We start from the raw sequence: 19,268 nt of genomic DNA, 5'->3' as shown, positions 1-19,268 counted from the left end.
TCGGATCTGGCATCCACCGTGCACCACGCCACTGACAATCGCTCTGACCTGCCCAAACGTCCGCGCCGGACGGATTGTCAGTGGCGGGACCTACCGTCGGAGACATGACTGAGCAGGGGGTGCGCTGGACCGCGGAGCAGGTGCTGTCACTGGCGCCTGACGCCGCGTCACGCAAAGCGGGAGGCAAGCTCGGCACGGCCGGTCCGTGGTCCGAGGCGGGGAGCAAAGAGGGGACGGTGTGGGGGCTGTGCAAGGGCAGCGGCAGCAGGCCGTACCAGACGGTGGTCGATCTCGCCGACGCGGCCGGACCGGCGTACAAGTGCAGTTGTCCGAGCCGTAAGTTCCCGTGCAAGCACGCGCTCGGACTGCTGCTGCTGTGGGCGGGCGGCGACGGCTCGGTGCCGGCGTCCGCGGCGCCGCCGGACTGGGCCGAGCAGTGGCTCGCGGGCAGACGCAGGCGCACGAAGAGCAAGCAGGGCCGGAGCGAGGGGAGTTCCGGGAGCGGGTCCGCCGATCCGGAGGCGGCCCGGCGGCGGGCCGAGCGCCGGGCCGAGCGGGTCACGGCGGGTGCGACGGAGCTGGAGCAGCGCCTCGCGGACCTGCTGCGCGGCGGCCTGGCCGCGGCCGAGCAGGCGGGATACGGCCTGTGGGACGAGACGGCGGCCCGCATGGTCGACGCCCAGGCGCCCGGACTGGCCGCGCGGGTACGGGAGTTGGGCGCGATCCCGGCATCGGGCGCGGGCTGGCCGGCCCGCTTGCTGGAGGAGTGCGCGCTGCTGCACCTGCTGGACCAGGGCTGGCTGCGCCGCGACCGGCTGCCGGACGCCCTCGCGGCCACGGTCCGCTCCCGGCTGGGCCTGCCCGCCACGGCGGACGGTGCGCCGCTCCGCGACCACTGGCTGGTCCTCGCCCAGTACGACACGGTGGACCCGAAACTGACGACCCGCCGGATCTGGCTGCACGGCGCCGCCTCGGGCCGCACCCGGCTGCTGCTGTCCTACGGCGCGGCCGGCCGGGCTCCCGAGCTGTCCCTGCCGGTCGGGCTGGCCCTGGACGCGGAGCTGTCCGCCTATCCGGGGGCAGGCCAGTCCCGGTCCGCCCTGGGCGAACGGTTCGCCCCGCCCGCACCGGCCGCGTTCCGCCCACCGGGCACGAGCACGGCCGAGGCGGCGGCCCGGTACGGCGAGGCGCTGCGCGACGACCCCTGGCTGGAGTCCCTCCCGGTGACGCTGGAGCGGGTGATACCGGTCCCGGACGGCGACCGGTGGCAGCTGGCCGACGCCGACACGGACTCCGCCCTGCCGCTGACCCGGGCCGCCCGCTCCCGCCCCGGCCTGTGGCGGCTGATCGCCCTGTCCGGCGGTGCCCCGGTCAAGGTCTTCGGCGAATGCGGCCACCGCGGCTTCACCCCGCTCACGGCCTGGCCGGAGGGCACGGGCGAACCGGTTCCGCTGTGCTGACCGGCCTGCCGGAACGCAGAACGCACCGGCACCCTCGAACACTCGCAGGGAAAGGAACGCGATGAACGGGACGACGACCCCGACCGACGTGGACAACCCGGCCCCGGCAAGCTCCTGGGAAGACCTGGTCACCACCGCTCTTCTCGGCACCGACCGGCGCCCCGCGGCGTACGCCGGGTCCGGCCGGGAGGCACCCCTGGCGCTGCTCGACGAGGCCGCCGTGGCGACCGTACGGCGGCGGGCCGGGCTGCGGCCCGCGCGGGCGGCGCGTCGGCCGGACCCGGCACCCGAGGATCCCCGTCCGGCCCTGCCGGCCGCGGCGGCCCGCAGACTCGCCATGCTGCTGGCCGACCGTTCCGGCGGCGGAAGCGGTGGCCGCCGGGGCAGCTCCCCGGACCTCATGGAGCTGCTCCCGCAGTGGCTCGCGGCGGCCAACGCGCACGGATACGCGCCACCCCCGCAGACGCTTCCCGCCCTGCTGGACGCGGCCCGCGGCCGTACGGACCTGCGCCCGGCGGCGCTGGCGTTCGCGGGCCCGCGGGCGCTGTGGCTGGCCCGGCTGAACGCGGACTGGCGCTTCGCGCTGCGCGCGGCCCCCGGCGGCGGCGCCACGCTGCCCGACCCAGGCGACACCGAGTCGGTGCGCAGGCTGTGGCAGGAGGGGCTGTTCGCCGAGCGGGTCGCCCTGCTGGGCGCGCTGCGCGCCGGTACGCCCGCGCTCGCGCGCGAGCTGCTCACGTCGACCTGGCCGACGGAGCGGGCGGAGGACCGGCTGATGTTCCTCGACTCGCTGCGCACGGGCCTGTCGGCCGCGGACGAGCCGTTCCTGGAGCAGGCGTTGGGTGACCGCAGCCGCAATGTGCGGGCGACGGCGGCCGAACTGCTGTCGGCGCTGCCCGCTTCGGCGCTCGCCGCACGCATGGCCGTACGGGCCGCGGCGTGTGTGGCCCTCGACCGCACGGGAAACTCGCCGGCGATCGTGGTGGAGGCGCCGCTCGAGTGCGACTCCGGCATGGAGCGCGACGGTGTGGTGGCCACGCCTCCCGCAGGCAGAGGCGAGCGCTCATGGTGGCTGGGGCAGCTGGTGGAGGCAGCCCCGCTCCGCACCTGGCCGGGACGGCTCGGTGGACGGAGGGCGGAGGAGATCGTGGCACTGCCGGTCACGGACGGCTGGCAGGGCGAACTGCACGCGGCCTGGTGCCGGGCGGCGGTGCGGCAGCGGGACGCCGAGTGGTCGAGGGCGCTGCTCGGCTCGCCGTCGGCGCCGGAGGCCGGCGGGCCGGGCGCGGTGTCGTTGGCGGAACGCGCGAAGCTGCTGGCCACCCTGGACCCGGCGGAACGGGCAGCGTGGGTGGCCGGGTTCATCGCCACGCATGGGCTGTCGGAGGCGTTCCAGCTGCTCGGGGTGTGTGCGGTGCCCTGGGCCGGGCCGCTGGGCCGGGCGGTCGTGGACGCGCTCAACATCGCACGGGACGCGGGCAGTTACCCGTGGAGCTTCAGCGGGGTGATGGGGCTCGCCGAGCGCTGCCTGGACCCCGCGGAGGCCACCCGGCTCGAGGCGCTGCTGGCGATACCCGACGAACGGGAGGACGCCGCGCCGGGAGCCGGGGGCTACTGGGCGGAGGCGTTCCAGCGGCTGGTGACCACGTTGCGGCTGCGGGCGGAGATGGCCGCGGAACTCGCCCCGGACCGGCCCCCGCTCACCGACCGCACCGAGCCGTCGGCCCGACCGCCGGAGGCAGCCGCTCAGCCACTGGAGCCAGCCGCCCAACCGCCGGAGGCGGCCGCTCAGCCTCCGGACGCGGCCGGCTGACGGACGTTCTCCCGCACCCACGCCACGATCGACGCGGTCGTCGCGCCCGGCGTGAAGATCTCCGCGACGCCCTTCTCCTTCAGCGGCGGGATGTCCTCGTCCGGGATGATGCCGCCGCCGAAGACGAGGATGTCCTCGGCCTCGCGCTCCTTGAGCAGGTCGATCACCGCGGCGAACAGCGTGTTGTGCGCGCCGGAGAGGATGGACAGGCCGATCGCGTCGGCATCCTCCTGGATGGCGGTGTCCACGATCTGTTCCGGCGTCTGGTGGAGCCCGGTGTAGATGACCTCCATACCGGCGTCGCGCAGGGCACGCGCGATGACCTTGGCCCCGCGATCGTGGCCGTCGAGCCCCGGCTTGGCGACGACCACGCGGATCGGACCGGCTGCCACACCCATCACTGCCTCCATCAAACGACCACGGAAGCGATCGCTTCCGTCCGTAACGACAAGTACCGCACTTTTGGCGCGGTCCGCCACCCGTCACGAAGTGAACGAACGTTATCTCCAGCATCCCGCAACCGGCAGTTTTACGGTGCGCGGCGAGGGGGAAATCACATGGTGGGACATGAGGGCACACGGGGGATCGAGCCGTCCTCCGGTGTGCCGACAGGAGGTCGGCCCATGAAGGTCACCGGGGTACTGCCACTCTTTCTCCCGTTCTGCCGGCGCCTGTGGCCCGGCAGACTCGCCGGAATCTCCGTGGCGCTGCTGAGGGCGACCGCCCTCGAGGCCGCGATCCTGGCCTGCCATCTCCTGCTGTATCCGACCGGCCTCACCCAGGAGCGCCGCGCCCCTGCCCTGCCCGCCGACGACGGCACCGCCCGGCTGCCTGTCCGGCCCGGCCCGCCGGTGGTACTGCTGCACGGTTTCATCGACAACCGCTCGGTGTTCCTGCTGCTGCGCCGCAACCTCGCCCAGCACGGCGGGCAGTGCGTCGTATCACTCAACTACTCCCCGCTGACCTGCGACATCCGCGCCGCCGCCGAGCTGCTCGGCCGGCACGTCGAGGAGCTCTGCGAGCGCACCGGCAGCGACCGGGTCGACATCGTGGGGCACAGCCTCGGCGGGCTGATCGCCCGTTATTACGTGCAGTGCCTGGGCGGTGACCTGCGGGTCCGCGTCCTCGTCACGCTGGGTACACCGCATTCGGGGACCAGCGCGGCGCCTTTGGCCAACGCCCATCCCATCGTGCGCCAGATGCGGCCCGGTTCGGGGGTGATAGAGGAGCTGGCCCGGCCCGCGCCCGGTTGCCGTACCCGGTTCGTCAGCTTCTGGAGCGACCTGGACTCCGTGATGGTGCCGCTGGAGACGGCCTGCCTGGAGCACCCCGACCTCGACGCGCAGAACATCCGGGTGACCGGCATCGGACATCTCGCCCTTCCCGTGCACCCCGCCGTCGCGGCCGGGATACGCGAGGCTCTCGACTCCCCGCACCCCGGGGACCGGGTCGCCGACGGTCTCACGGTGGCGTGACTTGTCCGGCGTCAGAGTGACGCAAAGGTGACGAACAGTCACCGTATATCGAACACCAATCGAACTCTCGGCCAAACTCGTGTCCTGCGCCCCCCGAAACGCCGCCGAATGCCCGTTTCCGGCGGGCGCGAAACCAGCCGAAGATTGTCGCGCCCAGGTACCGGCGGGTACAGTCACCGCACTGCTCTGGCAGCCCCTGTTGTCGAGGCGAAAGAGAAGTTGGTGAACGACCGTCACCCGTCGGGGACCATGACCACCCCGGCCCCGGCTTCCGACGCCTCCGCCGCGCACTACGCGCCGTACGGGACGCATGGAGCCCCCTACGGCGACTTCACCACGTACGGCGGCTACGAGGCCACCGGTTTTCCGGACGGCACCGGCACCTTCGCCACGGACCCGCTCTTCGGCAGCCTGCCCGGCGAGCAGAGCACCGGCGCGTACGACAGCACGCAGTGGCAGACCGGCCAGACCCCGAACTACGACCCGTACGCGGCCCAGCACCACGCCGCCTACGACTCCGGCGCCTATGACTCCACCGCCTGGACGATCCCCGCCCAGGCGACGGGCAACGACATCAGCGGCCAGTGGGACGCGAGCGCCTGGCTGCAGCCCGACCAGTCCGGCATCGCCGAACCGACCCAGCAGTGGGCGTGGGGCACCCAGACCTTCGAGTCGGGCACGTTCGACGCCACGCAGTGGAATTCCGGCGGCCAGGCCGTGCCGGCGGAGGCCGAGCAGGCTGCCGAACCGTTCGGCCAGCAGGCCACCGCCGCCTTCGACCAGGTCGGCGACCCGCAGGCGACCGCGGCCTTCGCGCAGATGCCCTACGGGCAGACCCCGTACGAGGAAGAGGTCCCGTACGAGGACACCGCGTTCGGCGAGCAGCAGGCCGGGGACGACGAGTCGGGCATCGGGGATGAATCGCCCGCCGCCGAGCTGCTGGACGACCAGGAGGACATCGAGCCGACGCCCCGCGCCGGCTCGCGCAGCGCCGCGCGCTCCCGCCGGCGTACGACCGCAAAGCGCTCCGCGCTGCTGACCATTGCCGTGCCCTCGGCCTGTGTGATGGGCGTCGCCGGGATCGCCGCCGCCTCGGTCGGCTCGCTGACCGACGACGGCCAGGACACCACGGCCTCCGCCTCGGACACGCACGCGGTCAAGGCCTCGGTCGCCAACAGCAAGCTGGACACCCAGCTCAACACCCTGTCCGCCGGCGCCCACGACTTCGCCGACCGGGCGAGCCGGACGCAGGAGCGGATCGACCTCAAGAACCAGCAGGAGCTGGAGCAGAAGAAGGCCGCCGCCGCGGCCGCGCTCAAGGAGCGGCTGCGCCCCAAGTTCGTGCTGCCGGTCACGCAGAAAGGGCTCAGCGCCTACTTCGGCCAGGCCGGGGTGAACTGGATGTCCGTGCACACGGGCATCGACTTCCCGGTGTCGTACGGCACCACGGTGATGGCCGCGACCGACGGCGTCGTCTCCACCAAGTGGAACAGCGCCTACGGCAACATGATGATCGTGACGGCGAAGGACGGCACGCAGACCTGGTACTGCCATCTGTCCAGCTACCGCGTCGCCGCCGGGACGTCCGTCAAGGCCGGCCAGCCGATCGCCTACTCCGGCAACTCCGGCAACTCCACCGGTCCGCACCTGCACTTCGAGGTACGGCCCGCGGGCGGGGCGGCCATAGACCCGCTGCCGTGGCTGCGGAGCCACGGGCTCGACCCGACGTAGAGCCCGGGGGCCTTCGCCCCCAGAACCCCTACGGCCTCTCCCCTACAGCTTCTCCACCGGCGCGTACCGCAGCAGCAGCCGCTTCGGCTTGGTGTCGCCGAAGTCGATCGTCGCCTCCGCGTTCCCGCCCGTGCCCTTCACGGCGACGACCGTGCCGAGCCCGAACTGGTCATGGGTGACCCGGTCCCCTACGGCGAGGGCGACCACCGGCTTCTCCGTGGTGCGCCGCGCGGCGAACCCGGACGCGCCCGACGCCGAGGAACGCGAGCGGGTCGAGGACAGCGAGGCCGCGATCCCGGAGGCCGGGCCGGAGGACACCGGCGCCGCCGCCCCAGTCCGCTTCCAGTCCACATGGGTGGCCGGAATCTCTTCCAGGAAGCGGGAGGGCGGGTTGTACGACGGCTGGCCCCAGGCGCTGCGCATCGCCGACCGCGTGAGATAGAGCCGCTCCCGCGCGCGCGTGATGCCCACGTACGCCAGGCGCCGTTCCTCCTCCAGCTCCTTGGTCTGGCCGAGGGCGCGCATGTGCGGGAAGACACCGTCCTCCATGCCGGTCAGGAAGACGACCGGGAACTCCAGGCCCTTGGCGGTGTGCAGGGTCATCAGGGTGATGACGCCGGAGCCTTCCTCGTCCTCGTCGGGGATCTGGTCGGAGTCGGCGACGAGGGCCACCTGCTCCAGGAAGTCGGCCAGGGTGCCCTGTTCCCCCTCCCCGCGCTCCTGCTCGAACTCCAGGGCCACCGCCGCGAGTTCCTGGAGGTTCTCGATGCGGGTCTCGTCCTGCGGGTCGGTGGAGGCCTGCAACTCGGCCAGATAGCCGGTGCGTTCGAGCACCGCCTCCAGGACGGTCGCGGGGCCCGCACCGGACTCGACGATGGTGCGCAGGTCCTCCATCAGCGTGTTGAACCGCTTGACGGCGTTGGTGGAGCGCGCGGCCATGCCGTACGCCTCGTCCACGCGCTTGAGCGCCTGCGGGAAGCTGATCTTCTCGCGCTGGGAGAGGGCGTCGATCATCGCCTCCGCGCGCTCGCCGATGCCCCGCTTGGGCACGTTGAGGATGCGGCGCAGCGGCACCGAGTCCTCGGGGTTGGCGAGCACACGCAGATAGGCCAGGACGTCCCGGACCTCCTTGCGCTCGTAGAAGCGGACCCCGCCGACGACCTTGTAGGGCAGGCCGACGCGGATGAAGACCTCTTCGAAGACACGGGACTGGGCGTTGGTGCGGTAGAAGACGGCGACATCGCCCGCCCTGGCCTCGCGCGCGTCGACCAGGCGGTCTATCTCGTCGGCGACGAACTGGGCCTCGTCGTGCTCGGTGTCGGCGACATAGCCGGTGATCCGCGCGCCCTGGCCGGCGTTGGTCCACAGGTTCTTCGGGCGGCGGGACTCGTTGCGCTCGATGACCGCGTTGGCGGCGGACAGGATGGTCTGTGTGGAGCGGTAGTTCTGCTCCAGCAGGATCGTCGTCGCGTTCGGGTAGTCCTCCTCGAACTGGAGGATGTTGCGGATCGTCGCGCCGCGGAAGGCGTAGATCGACTGGTCCGCGTCACCCACGACGCACAGTTCGGCGGGCGGGAGGTCGTGCTCGCTCGGCGGGGTGTCCTCGTCGTGCTCGCCGGTGCCCACGAGTTCGCGCACGAGCGCGTACTGGGCGTGGTTGGTGTCCTGGTACTCGTCGACGAGGACATGCCGGAAGCGGCGGCGGTAGTGCTCGGCGACGTCCGGGAAGGCGCGCAGCAGGTTGACCGTCGTCATGATCAGGTCGTCGAAGTCGAGCGCGTTGGCCTCGCGCAGGCGCGACTGGTAGAGCGCGTATGCCTGGGCGAGGGTCTTCTCGAAGCCGTCGGTGGCCTGGGTTGCGAAGTCCTCCTCGTCGATCAGCTCGTTCTTCAGGTTGCTGATCTTCGCGCTGAACGACTTCGGCGGGAAGCGCTTGGGGTCGAGGTCCAGGTCGCGGCAGACCAGGGCCATCAGGCGCTTGCTGTCGGCGGCGTCGTAGATGGAGAAACTGGAGGTGAAGCCGAGCTTCTTGCTCTCCCGGCGCAGGATGCGCACGCACGCGCTGTGGAAGGTCATCACCCACATCGCGTTCGCGCGCGGGCCGACGAGCTGCTCGACGCGCTCCTTCATCTCCCCCGCGGCCTTGTTGGTGAAGGTGATCGCGAGGATCTGGCCCGGGTGCACATGCCGCTCGGCGAGCAGGTGGGCGATGCGGTGGGTGAGCACGCGGGTCTTGCCGGAGCCGGCGCCGGCGACGATGAGCAGCGGGGAGCCGGCGTGCACAACTGCGGCGCGCTGGTTGTCGTTCAGCCCCTCCAGCAGCGCCGCCGCGTCGAGGACGGGACGCGGGGCGCCGTCGCGGTAGTACCCTCCCCCACTCTCGGCTCCGCTCGAGCGGGGGGACCCCCATCGGTCCGGCGGCACGTCGAACTTCCCGCCGAACAGATCGTCCGGAAGCGGCTCCGGAGCGTGATCGTCCTCGGGCGGCGGCGGGGGCTCCTCCTCGCGCCCGCGAGGGGCCTGGAGGTCCGCCAGGAAGCTGTCGTCAAAGAGGCTGCTCATCGCTCTACGAGTCTAGGGCGCCCCACCGACAACCGGTCGCCGTCCCAGGAACCCGACCGGTCCGGAACGGAGTTGATCTTCACCGTCGAATGGCCCGCACCCTGCTCACACAGGGGAACCGTCCGATGACAGACGAGCGAAACCCACCTCAGGTCACGAAAATGTATCGGACATATCACGCACCAACCTTCACAGGAGTCACACCAGTTGGCTAGCGTGCGTTCGGGCCGTACGACCCCTACCGGCGAGCCTCGCCGGGCCGCGCGGCCCCCGCCGAGTCTGGCGCGTCCCGCGGGGCGCCCGGAGCCGGGGACCCACCGACCTTTGGGGTGAATCGGCCGGCTCCCACCCGGGACGCCGCCGTAGGGCAACCCTTCCGAACCACCGCCCGAACCCGACAGCTAACCCGGTAGGCGGCCCACTGGAAGGAGTCGCCTCCCTTGGCGTCGCACCGCAAGCCGCGCCCCGGCGGGACCATCGGAACCGGCCTTCGCGCTCCCGCCCTCGCCACCGCCGCCCTCACCTCCATGGCTGTGCTCTCGCAGACCGCGGAGGCCGCCCCGAGTACCGATCACGCCAAGCCGAGCCTGGAGGAGGTCGAGAAGAAGGTCGACGATCTCTACCGCCAGGCGGAGTCGGCGACCCAGAAGTACAACGCGGCCAAGGAGCGGACCGGCAAACAGCGCGGCCGCGTCGACGCCCTGCGCGACGACGTCGCCCGGCGCACCGCACGCCTCAACAAGGCCCGCGAGGAGCTGGGCTCCTTCGCCGCGGCCCAGTACCGCACCGGCGCCGCCGCCCCCGACACGGCCACCTTCCTGCTGGCGAACGACCCGCAGGACTACTTCGACCAGACCCAGCTGATGAACCGGCTGACCTCGCGGGAGAAGACCGCGGTCGACGACTACATCGGCGAGCAGGCCGCGACCATGAAGAAGCGGCGCGAGGCCGCGGAGAGCCTGCAGACGCTGACCGACTCACAGCACGACCTGCAGACCGCCAAGGCCACCGTGCAGAAGAAGCTGGCCACGGCGCGCGAGCTGCTGTCGCAGCTGACGGCCCAGGAGAAGGCGCGGCTGGCCGCCATCGAGCGGGCGAAGGAGCAGGAGGCGGCGCGCAAGGCGGCCGAGCTGGCGAAGCAGCAGGCAGCTCAGCAACAGGCCGCCTCGTCGTCGTCCACCTCCGCGGGGTCCGCCTCCGGATCCGGTTCTACGGGCTCCGGCTCGACGGGCTCCGGCTCGACCGGGTCCACCACCACGTCCAGCTCGTACGACACCAAGGCCGAGAAGGCGATCGCCTTCGCCCGCGCGCAGATCGGCAAGCCGTATGTGTGGGGCGCCACCGGTCCGGACTCCTACGACTGCTCGGGCCTCACCCAGGCCGCCTGGAAGGCCGCCGGCGTCACGCTTCCTCGCACCACGTACGACCAGGTCAACGCGGGCACCACGGTCTCGCTCGCCGACGCGCGGCCGGGCGACCTGATCTTCTTCTACGACGACATCAGCCACGTCGGCATCTACATAGGCAACGGCATGATGATCCACGCCCCGAAGCCGGGCGCGTACGTCCGCGAGGAGTCGATCTACTACGGCGGCGAGTCGATCATCCACAGCGTGGTCCGCCCGGGCTGACCGCCCATCCCGGGCACGGCCGCGCCCCGGCCGACTCGCGCTCCACGCGCGCGTGCCATCGCATTGCAGGGCCACGCGCGCGTGCCGCGCGAACGGCACGTCCACGCGGGCGCGTGCCTACGCCCTGGGCTCCACGCGCGCGTGCCGGTGTCTTGGGGGTGCGCGTCGGCGGATGGCCTGTCCATGGGCGCATACCGGCGTCCTCCGCGTCCACGCGCGCGTGGGGCCGTTTGGCTGGTGCGACAGGGCATGAAGGTCGCGCCGTCCGCGTCCACGCGCGCGTGGGGCCGTTCCTCCGTCGATACGCGCCGCGCGCCGACCGTTCCTTTGACCACGCACGCCGGCCGCTCCTCCATCCACGCGGCCAACGCCCTCCAGCCCCCGTCCACGCGGCCACAGCCTTCCGGCATCCACGCGCCCCGGCTTCCCTGCCTCCGCAAGCGCGGTGCCGACCTTTCACGGTCCCGCGCGCGTACCGGCGTTTTTGCTGTCCACGCGCGCGTGCCCTTCCGGGCGAGCACCCCGCGGCTCCCTAGCATCGGGCGCATGCCCGGCATCTCAGGTCGTCTGCGTGCGTTGTGGGCGGGACGGTCCCCCGCGGCCGGGGCCGCCGTGATGGCGACCGGCATCCTGTCGGTGGGGCTGCACATGACCGGCGACGAGACACTCTCCCGGTTGGTGCTGGCGCTGGCGTGCGTCGCCTGGGCCGCGCTGGCCGCCGAGTTCGTGCTGCGGCTGGTCGGCGAGCGGCAGCGCTGGGCGACCGAGGCGGAGAGTCCGGGCGCGCTCACCTCCGTCGCCGCGACCACGGTGCTCGGCACCCGGATCTCGGCGCTGGGCGGGCAGACCCTGGCCGAGGCGCTGCTGGCGCTCGCGGCGGTGCTCTGGCCGGTACTGCTGTTCCTGATCGTACGGCGCTGGCGGCCGCGCATGCCGGGGGCGGTGTTCCTGTGTTGCGTGGCGACGGAGGGGCTCGCCGTACTGGCCGCCACGCTGGCCACGGCCGAGCGCACGGCGTGGCTCGCGCACACCGCGCTGGTGCTGTTCTGGCTGGGTCTGGTGCTCTACGGCCTGGCGCTGGCCCACTTCGACGTACGGCAGGTGCTGGAGGGGGCGGGCGACCACTGGATCGCGGGCGGGGCGCTCGGGATCTCGACGCTGGCCGGGGGGAACCTGCTCATCGCCGGGGACTCGGGCATGTACCTGTGGAACGCGGACGACCGCGACGTGCTGCGCACCGTGACGGTCGTGCTGCTCGTGCTGGATCTGGTCTGCTACGCCGTCCTGCTGGCCGCCGAGGCGGTGCGCCCCAGGCCCGGCTACCACGTACTGCGCTGGGCGACGGTGTTCCCGATGGGAATGACGGCGGTGGCGACGCTGTCCGTCGCGACCGTCTTCGGCGTACCGTGGCTCACCTGGCCGGGACGGGTGCTGCTGTGGGCGACGGTGGCCGTGTGGCTCGCGGTCGCCGCCGGTGCGGTGCTCGCGGCCCGCGTCGGCGGCAGGGACGGATGACCGTCAGGTCCACAGGACGGCGATGAAGATGTTCGCCATGGTCAGCAGGCCGACCAGCCCGAACACACTCTTGTCGATCTTCTCCTCGTCGCGCTTCACGTAGACCAGCCCGAGAATCACGATCAGCAGCGCCAGCTTGACGCCGATCTTGATGGTGTTGACGTGGTGGTCGTCGGCCTGGTTGAGGCCGACCAGGACCACGCCGGTGACCAGCATGGTCAGCGCGCCGTGCAGCATCGCGGGCACGAACCGGGCCGTGCCCTGGCCCATCGCCTTCATCTGGGTGAGGAAACCGCCGAGCAGCGCGGCGATGCCGATGATGTGCAGGCCGACGAAGAGATGGATGAGTACGTCCATGGGCCCGGAGCCTAACGAGGGGCCCCGCGGCCTCCTGCCACCGGCCCCACTCACAGGGGCCGGCGAGCACACGGACGATCTTGCATATATGCGCCCCATAGCACCCCACGCCTCCCGTCCGTCCCGTTTTCCGCACTTCGGTCACCACGCTCTGTGAAGGCGACTCCTCCAAGGCGGCCATACGCTCACTTACGGTCACATCGCGGTCCATCGAGGGCAGTTCCGCACACCGCGTTACCCACTCGTCACAGTCGGGCCTAGCGTCCTCCCCCAGGTGACCGGCTCCCCACCGCCGCCCGGGCCAGGGGCGGCCGTCGGCCACCACCGCCGAGAAGGGTCCGGCGGTGGCCCGCTTCCCCTGTGCGGGCCGCCGTCGGACACACGGACCTCTCGGTCGTACGAGTCGTACGGAAGGACGTGACGGTCCAGGTGGCAGCGCACCGCAAGGCCCGGCAACGCTCAATGGGCGGTCATACGGCCCGGACGGCCGCCACGCTCGCCCTGGCGGGCGCGGCCACCGCGACGGGGTTCGACGGGACCGGACACGCCGAGCCGCAGCTGACGCCGGCGCAGGTGAAGGCCAAGGTGGACCAGCTGTACCAGGACGCCGAGGCCGCGACCGAGAAATACGACGGCGCGAAGGAGAAGGCGGACACGGAGCAGCGGCGGCTGAACGCGCTGCGCGACGAGACCGCCCGCAAACAGCAGAAGCTCAACACCGCCCGGGACGCGCTGGGTTCGTTCGCGGCGGCGCAGTACCGCGAGGGCGGCTTCGCACCGACCTGGCAGCTGGCCCTGTCCCGCGACCCCGACCGGTACCTGGACGACGCCGCGTTTGTGGAGCGGGCCGGTGCCCGGCAGGCCGCCGCCGTGTCCCGGGTGCGCGCGCAACTGCGGGAGATCGAGCAGCTGCGGGGCGCGGCCCGCATCGAGCTGCAGTCGCTGCGGTCCCGGCAGGCGGAGCTGCAGCGGCAGAAGCGGACCGTCACCGGCAAGCTGGACGAGGCCCGGCGGCTGCTGGCGCGGCTCTCCCCGCAGCAGCGGTCCGAGGTCAGCGGCACGCCGGGACGTGCCTCCCGCTCGGCCTCGGACGCCCGGGACGCCCTGGAGCAGGCCGGTTCGGCCGCGGCCCCGAACGCGCGCGCCGAGGCGGCCGTCTCCTACGCCTACGCCAAGCTCGGCAGCCCGTATGTGTGGGGCGCGGCCGGTCCGAACGCCTTCGACTGCTCGGGCCTGGTCCAGGCCGCCTACCGCTCCGCCGGCATCTCCCTGCCCCGCACCACCTATGCCCAGATCAACGCGGGCCGGCGCGTCTCCCGCTCCGAACTCCAGCCCGGGGACCTGGTGTTCTTCTACTCCGGGATCAGCCACGTCGGCATCTACGTGGGCAACGGGCAGATCATCCACGCCCCGAACCCCTCGGCACCGGTCCGGCTGGCCCCGGTCGACCTGATGCCGTTCGCCGGGGCGACCCGGGTGGCGTAGGGGCAGGGCCCGCAGGGGTCAGACCAGGCGGCGGGCCGTCGCCCAGCGGGTCAGTTCATGCCGGTTGGACAGCTGGAGCTTGCGCAGGACCGCCGAGACATGCGACTCGACCGTCTTCACCGAGATGAACAGCTGCTTGGCGATCTCCTTGTAGGCGTAGCCACGGGCGATCAGGCGCAGCACCTCGCGCTCGCGCTGGGTGAGGCGGTCCAGGTCCTCGTCCACGGGCGGGGCGTCGGTGGAGGCGAAGGCGTCCAGGACGAACCCGGCCAGGCGCGGGGAGAAGACGGCGTCGCCCTCCTGGACGCGGAAGATGGAGTCGACCAGGTCGGTGCCGGTGATGGTCTTGGTGACATAGCCGCGGGCGCCGCCGCGGATCACACCGATCACGTCCTCCGCCGCGTCCGACACGGACAGCGCGAGGAAGCGCACGGGCCGCTCGGCGTCCGCCGTCAAAGCCGCGCACCGGCGCAGCACTTCCACGCCGCCGCCGCCCGGCAGGTGGACGTCGAGAAGGACCACCTCCGGCCGGGTCGCTGTGATGACGGTGACCGCCTGGTCGACGTCCGCGGCCTCGCCGACCACCTCGACACCGGTCTCGGCGGTCTGCCCGATCTCTGCCTGGACGCCGGTGCGGAACATCCGGTGGTCGTCCACGAGCACCACCCGTACGTGCCGTCCGCCCGCGCCGCCGCCGGCAGCCCCGGGCCCGGCCCCCTCGGGGGCACCCGCCGTGCCGTTCGTCTCGGTCGCGTCGCTCATGACGTCCTCTCCGCCCTCTCCATCTCCAGCTCGACCTCCGTGCCGCCGCCCGGCACCGACCGCAGTCGGGCCGTGCCGCCGTTGCGCTCCATGCGGCCGATGATCGATTCTCTGACGCCCATGCGGTCGGCGGGTATCGAGTCGAGGTCGAAGCCGGGACCGCGGTCACGCACGGACACGAAGACCGTCCTGCCCTCGACCTCGGCGTAGACCTGCACGGCACCGCCCTCGCCACCGTACTTGGCTGCGTTCACCATCGCCTCGCGCGCGGCCTGCATCTGCGCGCCGGTTCTCTCGTCCAGCGGGCAGTCGCCGACGATGACGACCTCGATGGGCACAGCGTGCTTGTCCTCCACCTCGGCGGCGTTGCGCCGCACGGCCTCGGCGACCGTGTCCGGCTCGTCGGCCTCGTCCTTGCCGGTGCCCTCCGGCTTGTACAGCCAGGTGCGCAGGTCGCGCTCCTGGGCGCGGGCGAGGCGGCGCACCTCGCCGGCGTTGTCGGCGTTGCGCTGGATCAGGGTGAGGGTGTGCAGCACGGAGTCATGGACGTGGGCCGCGACCTCCGCACGCTCCTGGGCGCGGATGCGCATCAGGCGTTCCTCGGACAGGTCCTGGGTCATGCGGACGAGATACGGACCGGCGAGGAGCGTGATGCCGACGAGGACGGCGAGGGCCGCCTGCAGGACCGCGCCGAGATGGGCGGCCGACCCCTGCAGCCAGAAGATCGCGGACACACCGGCCGTGACGAGCAGGACACCGCCGGCCGCGCGCAGCAGAGTGAGGGTGCGGCGCCGGCGGCCGACCTCGACCCAGCGGGCCCGGCGGGCGTTGTCCGCCTGGCGCCAGACGAGGGCGACACCGGCCGCGACGAGGACGGCGGGCACCAGATACACCTTGGCGCCGCTGCCCAGATTGACGCTGCTGACGAACACCACGGACACGATGACCATGAGGAGCAGCGCGACGATCTGGCCGCGGTCCGGCTTGCGGGCCACGAGTCTGCGGCGGCCGTCCGGGGCCGTCTCCGTGGCGACGAGCGAGGGCGGTCTCTGGTCGCCGACACCGCCGACGCCCAGCGGGACGAAGAACCAGAACGCCGCGTAGAGCAGCGCTCCGAAGCCGTGGGCCATGAACAGGCCGACGAAGGCGAGCCGCACCCAGACGACGGGCAGCCCGAGGTGCCCGGCGAGGCCCCGCGCCACTCCGCCGAGCCAGCGTCCGTCGCTGCTGCGGTAGAGCTTGCGCGGCGGCCGCGGGTCGTCGACTGGCAGGCTTGCGGCTTCCGGCATGCCAATGATGGTCACATGCACGGCGGGCCCAGGCATCAGGGTCGGCCCCCGAGACGCCCCTGATCTTCCTCGGGGGCGGGTCGGGGAGCACCTCGCGGGGCTGGTCGCGGGTGGCTCGAACGGTTCCCCGCCTCGTCTCAGGGCCGATTTCAGGGTTCGGCCAGGGTCGTCCCGGCTGCCGCGGCGGCGGCCGGGCCGTCACCATGGACGCATGACGGATCACGAGCACGCCGCGACGGGTCCGGGACCCGGCACCGGCCCGCGCCCGGCACCGGGCACCGGACCGACGGATGCCGCGCCCGCCGCGACGGAGAAGACGGGAGCGGCCGGCGCCGGCGCCGATACGCACGCCGACGCACAGCAGCAGGATGAGGAGCAGCCTGCCGCCGGAGCCCCCGAGCAGCTCCGGCGCGACCGCGGGCACAAAATGATCGCGGGCGTGTGCGCGGGCCTCGGCCGGCACACCGACATGGACCCGGTGATCTTCCGTATCACCCTGGCCGTGCTGTCCGCGACCGGCGGCATCGGCCTCATCTTCTACGGCTTCGCCTGGCTGCTGCTGCCGTACGAGGACGAGGAGGAGAACGAGGTCCGCAAGCTGCTGACGGGCCGGGTCGACGGCCAGGCGCTCGCCGGCGTGCTGTTCGCCCTGGTCGGCTGCGGGATCTTCCTGACCATGCTGAGAAACGGCGGGGTGCTGGCCTTCGCCGTGGTGCTCTCCCTGTTGCTGGCGGGCGCCGGGTACTGGTCGCGGCGTCGCGGCGCCCCCGACCCCGATCCGCTCGCCGCCCAGGCCGCCGCCGACGCGCCGCCGGAGGCCCAGGCGCCGCCGGTCGTCACCGTCTACCCGTCGTGGTGGCGGGACCCGATCGTCAAGGACGGCACCCATGTCGGCGGCACCGGCTATCTCTGGGGACCCGGCGACGCCCGCGACCGGGACCTCACCTCGGTGGTCGACGTCGGTATCGCCACCCCCTGGACACACCACGGCCACCCCGGCGGCTCCGTACGGCCGCAGCCCAGTGCGCCCCCGAGACCCCGCGGGCCACGCTGGATCGGCGGCTGGGTGTTCCTGTTCGCGCTGGTGGCGGGCGGCCTGGGCACCGGGCTGACCTGGGACACGCATCCGCTGGGCACCAGTCTGCAGACCGGTCTGGCGTGTGCGCTGGCGGTCTTCGGCCTGGGCATCACGGTCAGCGCGTTCCTGGGCCGCACGGGAGCCGGGACGGTCTTCCTGGCGATCGTCACAGCGGCGCTGCTCGCCGGGGCGGCGGCCATGCCCAAGGACATCACCACCTACTGGAGAGACACCTCCTGGGCGCCCGCCGCGGCAGCGCAGGTACGGCCTGAGTACGACCTCGGCACCGGGCGCGGCACGCTGGACCTGACCCGGGTGCATCCGGGCAAGGGGCAGACGGTCGCGACGGACGCGCATGTGGGTGCGGGACAGCTGAAGGTGATCGTGCCGGCGGACACGACCGTGCGGATGAACATCGAGGTGGGCGTCGGCGACATCCGGTTGCCGGGGGAGAACAGGAAGGACGTGGACGTGCAGCCGCGCAGGCTCAAGAACGTGACGCTGGCGCCGGCCAAGGGCGCCAAGGACTCCGGCACTCTGGACCTTTCGCTGAAGGTCGGGGCGGGCCAGGTGGAGGTCGATCGTGCTGCGTCATGAGTTCCAGCCCGGGAAGCTGGTCGCCGGGCTCTTCCTCACCGCGACCGGCGTGGTCTTCGCGGGAGACGCGGGCGGACTGTGGGAGACGCCGTGGTTCGCGGTCGTACCGCTGATCGTGGGCGGCCTGTTCCTCGCCGGTGCCACGGCAGCCGTGGCCCGGGGCATACGCAGACGGGGCGGCGCCGGGAGCGGCTGACGGTCGCGGTCCGGCGGGCTGGTGGGGGTCCGTCCGTCGGTGGGGGTCCGGCCGTCGGCTGAGCGGCCTTTGGCGAAATCCGGTGCGGGGAACCGCGCGGCCGGCCCCTACCGGTCCGCGGGTTCCTCACCGTGCTGTCAGCGGAGTGCTCAGCGGTAGCCGCCCAGTCGCTGTCGGCGGCGGGCTCGCCAGGCCGAGTCGACGGACAGGTAGGGGGCACCGGCGAGGATCAGGGGGATCCAGGCCATGAAGTAGGCGAGGTCGTTGCCGTAGTAGTAGGGGGTCGTCGACCAGCTCACCGTCATCCACAGGCTGAACGAGATCAGCGCGCCGCCGAGCGCGGCCAGCCGGGCGAGCAGACCGAGCAGGGTGCCGATGCCGACGGCCAGTTCACCGAGGGCGATGGCGTAGCCGAAGCCGACCGGGGACTTCAGGGCCAGGTCGACCAGGGCCGGGATGGCGGCGGAAGGGCGGGCCGAGCGCATGGTGTCACCGATGGATCCGGCTCCGCCGGACTTCAGGAAGGAGCTGTTGGTGAGCTTGTCCAGGCTGGCGTAGATGAAGGTGACGCCGAGGAAGATGCGCAACGGCAGCAGGGCGTAGTGGGCGGCGGTGTCCCGCCAGCCGAGGCCGTTGAGCTGGTTCATGTGCGTGTCCGTCCGAATGCCGTGAGTCATCGTCGCAAACCGCCCTCTCGCCCGCCGTCCCGCCCCTCACTTGACCATACGTATGACAAGAGGACGCAGTTCAATCCCAACTCGGATGTTTTTCCGGATTTCGGCCCCTCGTGGCGGGGAGGCCGGCACGGGCCCGCCGGACCTCGTTCAGATGCGGGCCAGGATCTGCCGCACGGGATGGCCGAGGACCCGGGCGACCGTGGCGAGTTCCTCGGGGGTGAGCAGGGAGCGCTGCGGGTTCCAGGCGGCGATCTCGAAGCGGGCGAACCCGCACGGCCAGTCGTAGTCCAGTCGGTCCAGGGAGGTGGCGGTGGTGCAGCAGGGGGTGGTGAGGTCGAGGGTGGGCAGTCCGTCGCCCTGTTCGTCGTACGCGTCGAGCAGGTCCCGGTACCACTCGGGGTCGATGGGGCCGGCGCAGTGCGGGCAGCGGATGCTCACCAGGTTCGAGCCGCAGTCGACGGCGTTGATCGCCTCGTACCAGTCGACGTCCAGTTCGACATCGTCGGGGTCGGCGTCGTCGTCGGGGGAGCCGGAGACCAGTTCCAGGACCAGGGCCGCGGCACGCTTCCCGGCGTCCGGTGCCGGCTGCCAGTGCGGGTCGGTCGGTATCACCGACAGGATGTTCTCGCTCATGGGTCCG

The 19,268-nt window shown here is 72.2% G+C and carries 16 protein-coding genes and 1 riboswitch; of the genes, 9 read left to right on the top strand and 7 right to left on the bottom strand.

The annotated features are described in order from the left end of the window. The first annotated feature begins 104 nt into the window (after positions 1-104). Both ACZ418_RS05765 and ACZ418_RS05760 read left to right on the top strand, forming a co-directional pair. Positions 105-1,460: an SWIM zinc finger family protein gene (locus ACZ418_RS05765; protein WP_468357440.1), complete on the top strand. Its 1,356-nt coding sequence runs from the start codon at positions 105-107 to the stop codon at positions 1,458-1,460. Between the two features lie 61 nt (positions 1,461-1,521). Continuing rightward, positions 1,522-3,273, top strand: coding sequence for a DUF5691 domain-containing protein (locus ACZ418_RS05760; protein ID WP_468357438.1), 1,752 nt, complete (start codon positions 1,522-1,524; stop codon positions 3,271-3,273). On the opposite strand, the gene ACZ418_RS05755 is transcribed toward ACZ418_RS05760, so the two are convergent. After that, a complete protein-coding gene (locus ACZ418_RS05755; RefSeq protein ID WP_468357436.1) occupies positions 3,249-3,671 on the bottom strand; it encodes a cobalamin B12-binding domain-containing protein in 423 nt (140 codons plus the stop codon). The two genes, ACZ418_RS05760 and ACZ418_RS05755, sit on opposite strands and share 25 nt — an antisense overlap. A 225-nt stretch (positions 3,672-3,896) precedes the next feature. On the opposite strand from ACZ418_RS05755, the gene ACZ418_RS05750 reads away from it, so the two are divergent. Beyond that, entirely contained in the window at positions 3,897-4,748 is an 852-nt protein-coding gene (locus ACZ418_RS05750; RefSeq protein ID WP_468357434.1) for an esterase/lipase family protein, read from the top strand. A gap of 222 nt (positions 4,749-4,970) precedes the next feature. After that, the gene (locus tag ACZ418_RS05745) at positions 4,971-6,479 is read left to right on the top strand and encodes a M23 family metallopeptidase (protein ID WP_468357431.1); all 1,509 of its coding nucleotides are present in this window, start codon (positions 4,971-4,973) and stop codon (positions 6,477-6,479) included. A gap of 42 nt (positions 6,480-6,521) precedes the next feature. Here the strand turns inward: ACZ418_RS05745 and pcrA are convergent, their stop codons facing one another. Then, on the bottom strand, positions 6,522-9,041 hold the full coding sequence (gene pcrA / locus ACZ418_RS05740; RefSeq protein ID WP_468357428.1) for a DNA helicase PcrA: 2,520 nt from the start codon (positions 9,039-9,041) through the stop codon (positions 6,522-6,524). Between the two features lie 305 nt (positions 9,042-9,346). Further along, a riboswitch (cyclic di-AMP (ydaO/yuaA leader) is annotated at positions 9,347-9,452 on the top strand. Positions 9,453-9,481: 29 nt separating this feature from the next. On the opposite strand from pcrA, the gene ACZ418_RS05735 reads away from it, so the two are divergent. Beyond that, positions 9,482-10,672: a C40 family peptidase gene (locus ACZ418_RS05735; RefSeq protein ID WP_468357425.1), complete on the top strand. Its 1,191-nt coding sequence runs from the start codon at positions 9,482-9,484 to the stop codon at positions 10,670-10,672. A 546-nt stretch (positions 10,673-11,218) separates the two neighbouring features. Continuing rightward, positions 11,219-12,187 carry a tellurite resistance/C4-dicarboxylate transporter family protein gene (locus ACZ418_RS05730; RefSeq protein WP_468357422.1) on the top strand — a complete coding sequence of 323 codons (969 nt, stop codon included), beginning with the start codon at positions 11,219-11,221 and terminating at the stop codon, positions 12,185-12,187. Positions 12,188-12,190: 3 nt separating this feature from the next. Here the strand turns inward: ACZ418_RS05730 and ACZ418_RS05725 are convergent, their stop codons facing one another. Then, positions 12,191-12,544 carry a hypothetical protein gene (locus ACZ418_RS05725; RefSeq protein ID WP_468357419.1) on the bottom strand — a complete coding sequence of 118 codons (354 nt, stop codon included), beginning with the start codon at positions 12,542-12,544 and terminating at the stop codon, positions 12,191-12,193. A gap of 429 nt (positions 12,545-12,973) precedes the next feature. Here ACZ418_RS05725 and ACZ418_RS05720 point away from each other — a divergent pair, with 429 nt between their 5' ends. Further along, entirely contained in the window at positions 12,974-14,029 is a 1,056-nt protein-coding gene (locus tag ACZ418_RS05720; protein ID WP_468358868.1) for a C40 family peptidase, read from the top strand. Between the two features lie 18 nt (positions 14,030-14,047). On the opposite strand, the gene ACZ418_RS05715 is transcribed toward ACZ418_RS05720, so the two are convergent. Together ACZ418_RS05715 and ACZ418_RS05710 are read right to left on the bottom strand one after the other, a co-directional pair. Then, positions 14,048-14,791, bottom strand: coding sequence for a LuxR C-terminal-related transcriptional regulator (locus ACZ418_RS05715; protein WP_468357416.1), 744 nt, complete (start codon positions 14,789-14,791; stop codon positions 14,048-14,050). After that, entirely contained in the window at positions 14,788-16,080 is a 1,293-nt protein-coding gene (locus ACZ418_RS05710; RefSeq protein ID WP_468357413.1) for an ATP-binding protein, read from the bottom strand. The genes ACZ418_RS05715 and ACZ418_RS05710 overlap by 4 nt, the downstream gene beginning before the upstream one ends. A gap of 211 nt (positions 16,081-16,291) precedes the next feature. Here ACZ418_RS05710 and ACZ418_RS05705 point away from each other — a divergent pair, with 211 nt between their 5' ends. Together ACZ418_RS05705 and ACZ418_RS05700 are read left to right on the top strand one after the other, a co-directional pair. Further along, positions 16,292-17,755: a PspC domain-containing protein gene (locus ACZ418_RS05705; RefSeq protein WP_468357410.1), complete on the top strand. Its 1,464-nt coding sequence runs from the start codon at positions 16,292-16,294 to the stop codon at positions 17,753-17,755. Beyond that, positions 17,742-17,951, top strand: coding sequence for a hypothetical protein (locus ACZ418_RS05700; RefSeq protein WP_468357407.1), 210 nt, complete (start codon positions 17,742-17,744; stop codon positions 17,949-17,951). Before ACZ418_RS05705 ends, ACZ418_RS05700 begins: the two co-directional genes overlap by 14 nt. Before the next feature lie 149 nt (positions 17,952-18,100). Here the strand turns inward: ACZ418_RS05700 and ACZ418_RS05695 are convergent, their stop codons facing one another. Together ACZ418_RS05695 and ACZ418_RS05690 are read right to left on the bottom strand one after the other, a co-directional pair. After that, the gene (locus tag ACZ418_RS05695) at positions 18,101-18,628 is read right to left on the bottom strand and encodes a DoxX family membrane protein (RefSeq protein ID WP_468357404.1); all 528 of its coding nucleotides are present in this window, start codon (positions 18,626-18,628) and stop codon (positions 18,101-18,103) included. 147 nt (positions 18,629-18,775) lie between these two features. Next, positions 18,776-19,261: a hypothetical protein gene (locus tag ACZ418_RS05690; protein WP_468357401.1), complete on the bottom strand. Its 486-nt coding sequence runs from the start codon at positions 19,259-19,261 to the stop codon at positions 18,776-18,778. Between the last annotated feature and the right edge of the window lie 7 nt (positions 19,262-19,268).

The sequence above is a fragment of the Streptomyces sp. NPDC030820 genome, assembly GCF_055572075.1.
The sequence above is the reverse complement of the archived record's forward strand: the minus strand, read 5'-3'. Positions and strand labels throughout refer to the sequence as shown.

Bases quoted from the DNA above. Each gene is read 5' to 3' on its own strand.
- ACZ418_RS05765 (WP_468357440.1), top strand. From the start codon at position 105: ATGACTGAGCAGGGGGTGCGCTGGACCGCGGAGCAGGTGCTGTCACTG.
- ACZ418_RS05760 (WP_468357438.1), top strand. From the start codon at position 1,522: ATGAACGGGACGACGACCCCGACCGACGTGGACAACCCGGCCCCGGCA.
- ACZ418_RS05755 (WP_468357436.1), bottom strand. From the start codon at position 3,671: ATGGGTGTGGCAGCCGGTCCGATCCGCGTGGTCGTCGCCAAGCCGGGG.
- ACZ418_RS05750 (WP_468357434.1), top strand. From the start codon at position 3,897: ATGAAGGTCACCGGGGTACTGCCACTCTTTCTCCCGTTCTGCCGGCGC.
- pcrA (WP_468357428.1), bottom strand. From the start codon at position 9,041: ATGAGCAGCCTCTTTGACGACAGCTTCCTGGCGGACCTCCAGGCCCCT.
- ACZ418_RS05730 (WP_468357422.1), top strand. From the start codon at position 11,219: ATGCCCGGCATCTCAGGTCGTCTGCGTGCGTTGTGGGCGGGACGGTCC.
- ACZ418_RS05725 (WP_468357419.1), bottom strand. From the start codon at position 12,544: ATGGACGTACTCATCCATCTCTTCGTCGGCCTGCACATCATCGGCATC.
- ACZ418_RS05715 (WP_468357416.1), bottom strand. From the start codon at position 14,791: ATGAGCGACGCGACCGAGACGAACGGCACGGCGGGTGCCCCCGAGGGG.
- ACZ418_RS05710 (WP_468357413.1), bottom strand. From the start codon at position 16,080: ATGCCGGAAGCCGCAAGCCTGCCAGTCGACGACCCGCGGCCGCCGCGC.
- ACZ418_RS05705 (WP_468357410.1), top strand. From the start codon at position 16,292: ATGACGGATCACGAGCACGCCGCGACGGGTCCGGGACCCGGCACCGGC.
- ACZ418_RS05695 (WP_468357404.1), bottom strand. From the start codon at position 18,628: ATGACTCACGGCATTCGGACGGACACGCACATGAACCAGCTCAACGGC.
- ACZ418_RS05690 (WP_468357401.1), bottom strand. From the start codon at position 19,261: ATGAGCGAGAACATCCTGTCGGTGATACCGACCGACCCGCACTGGCAG.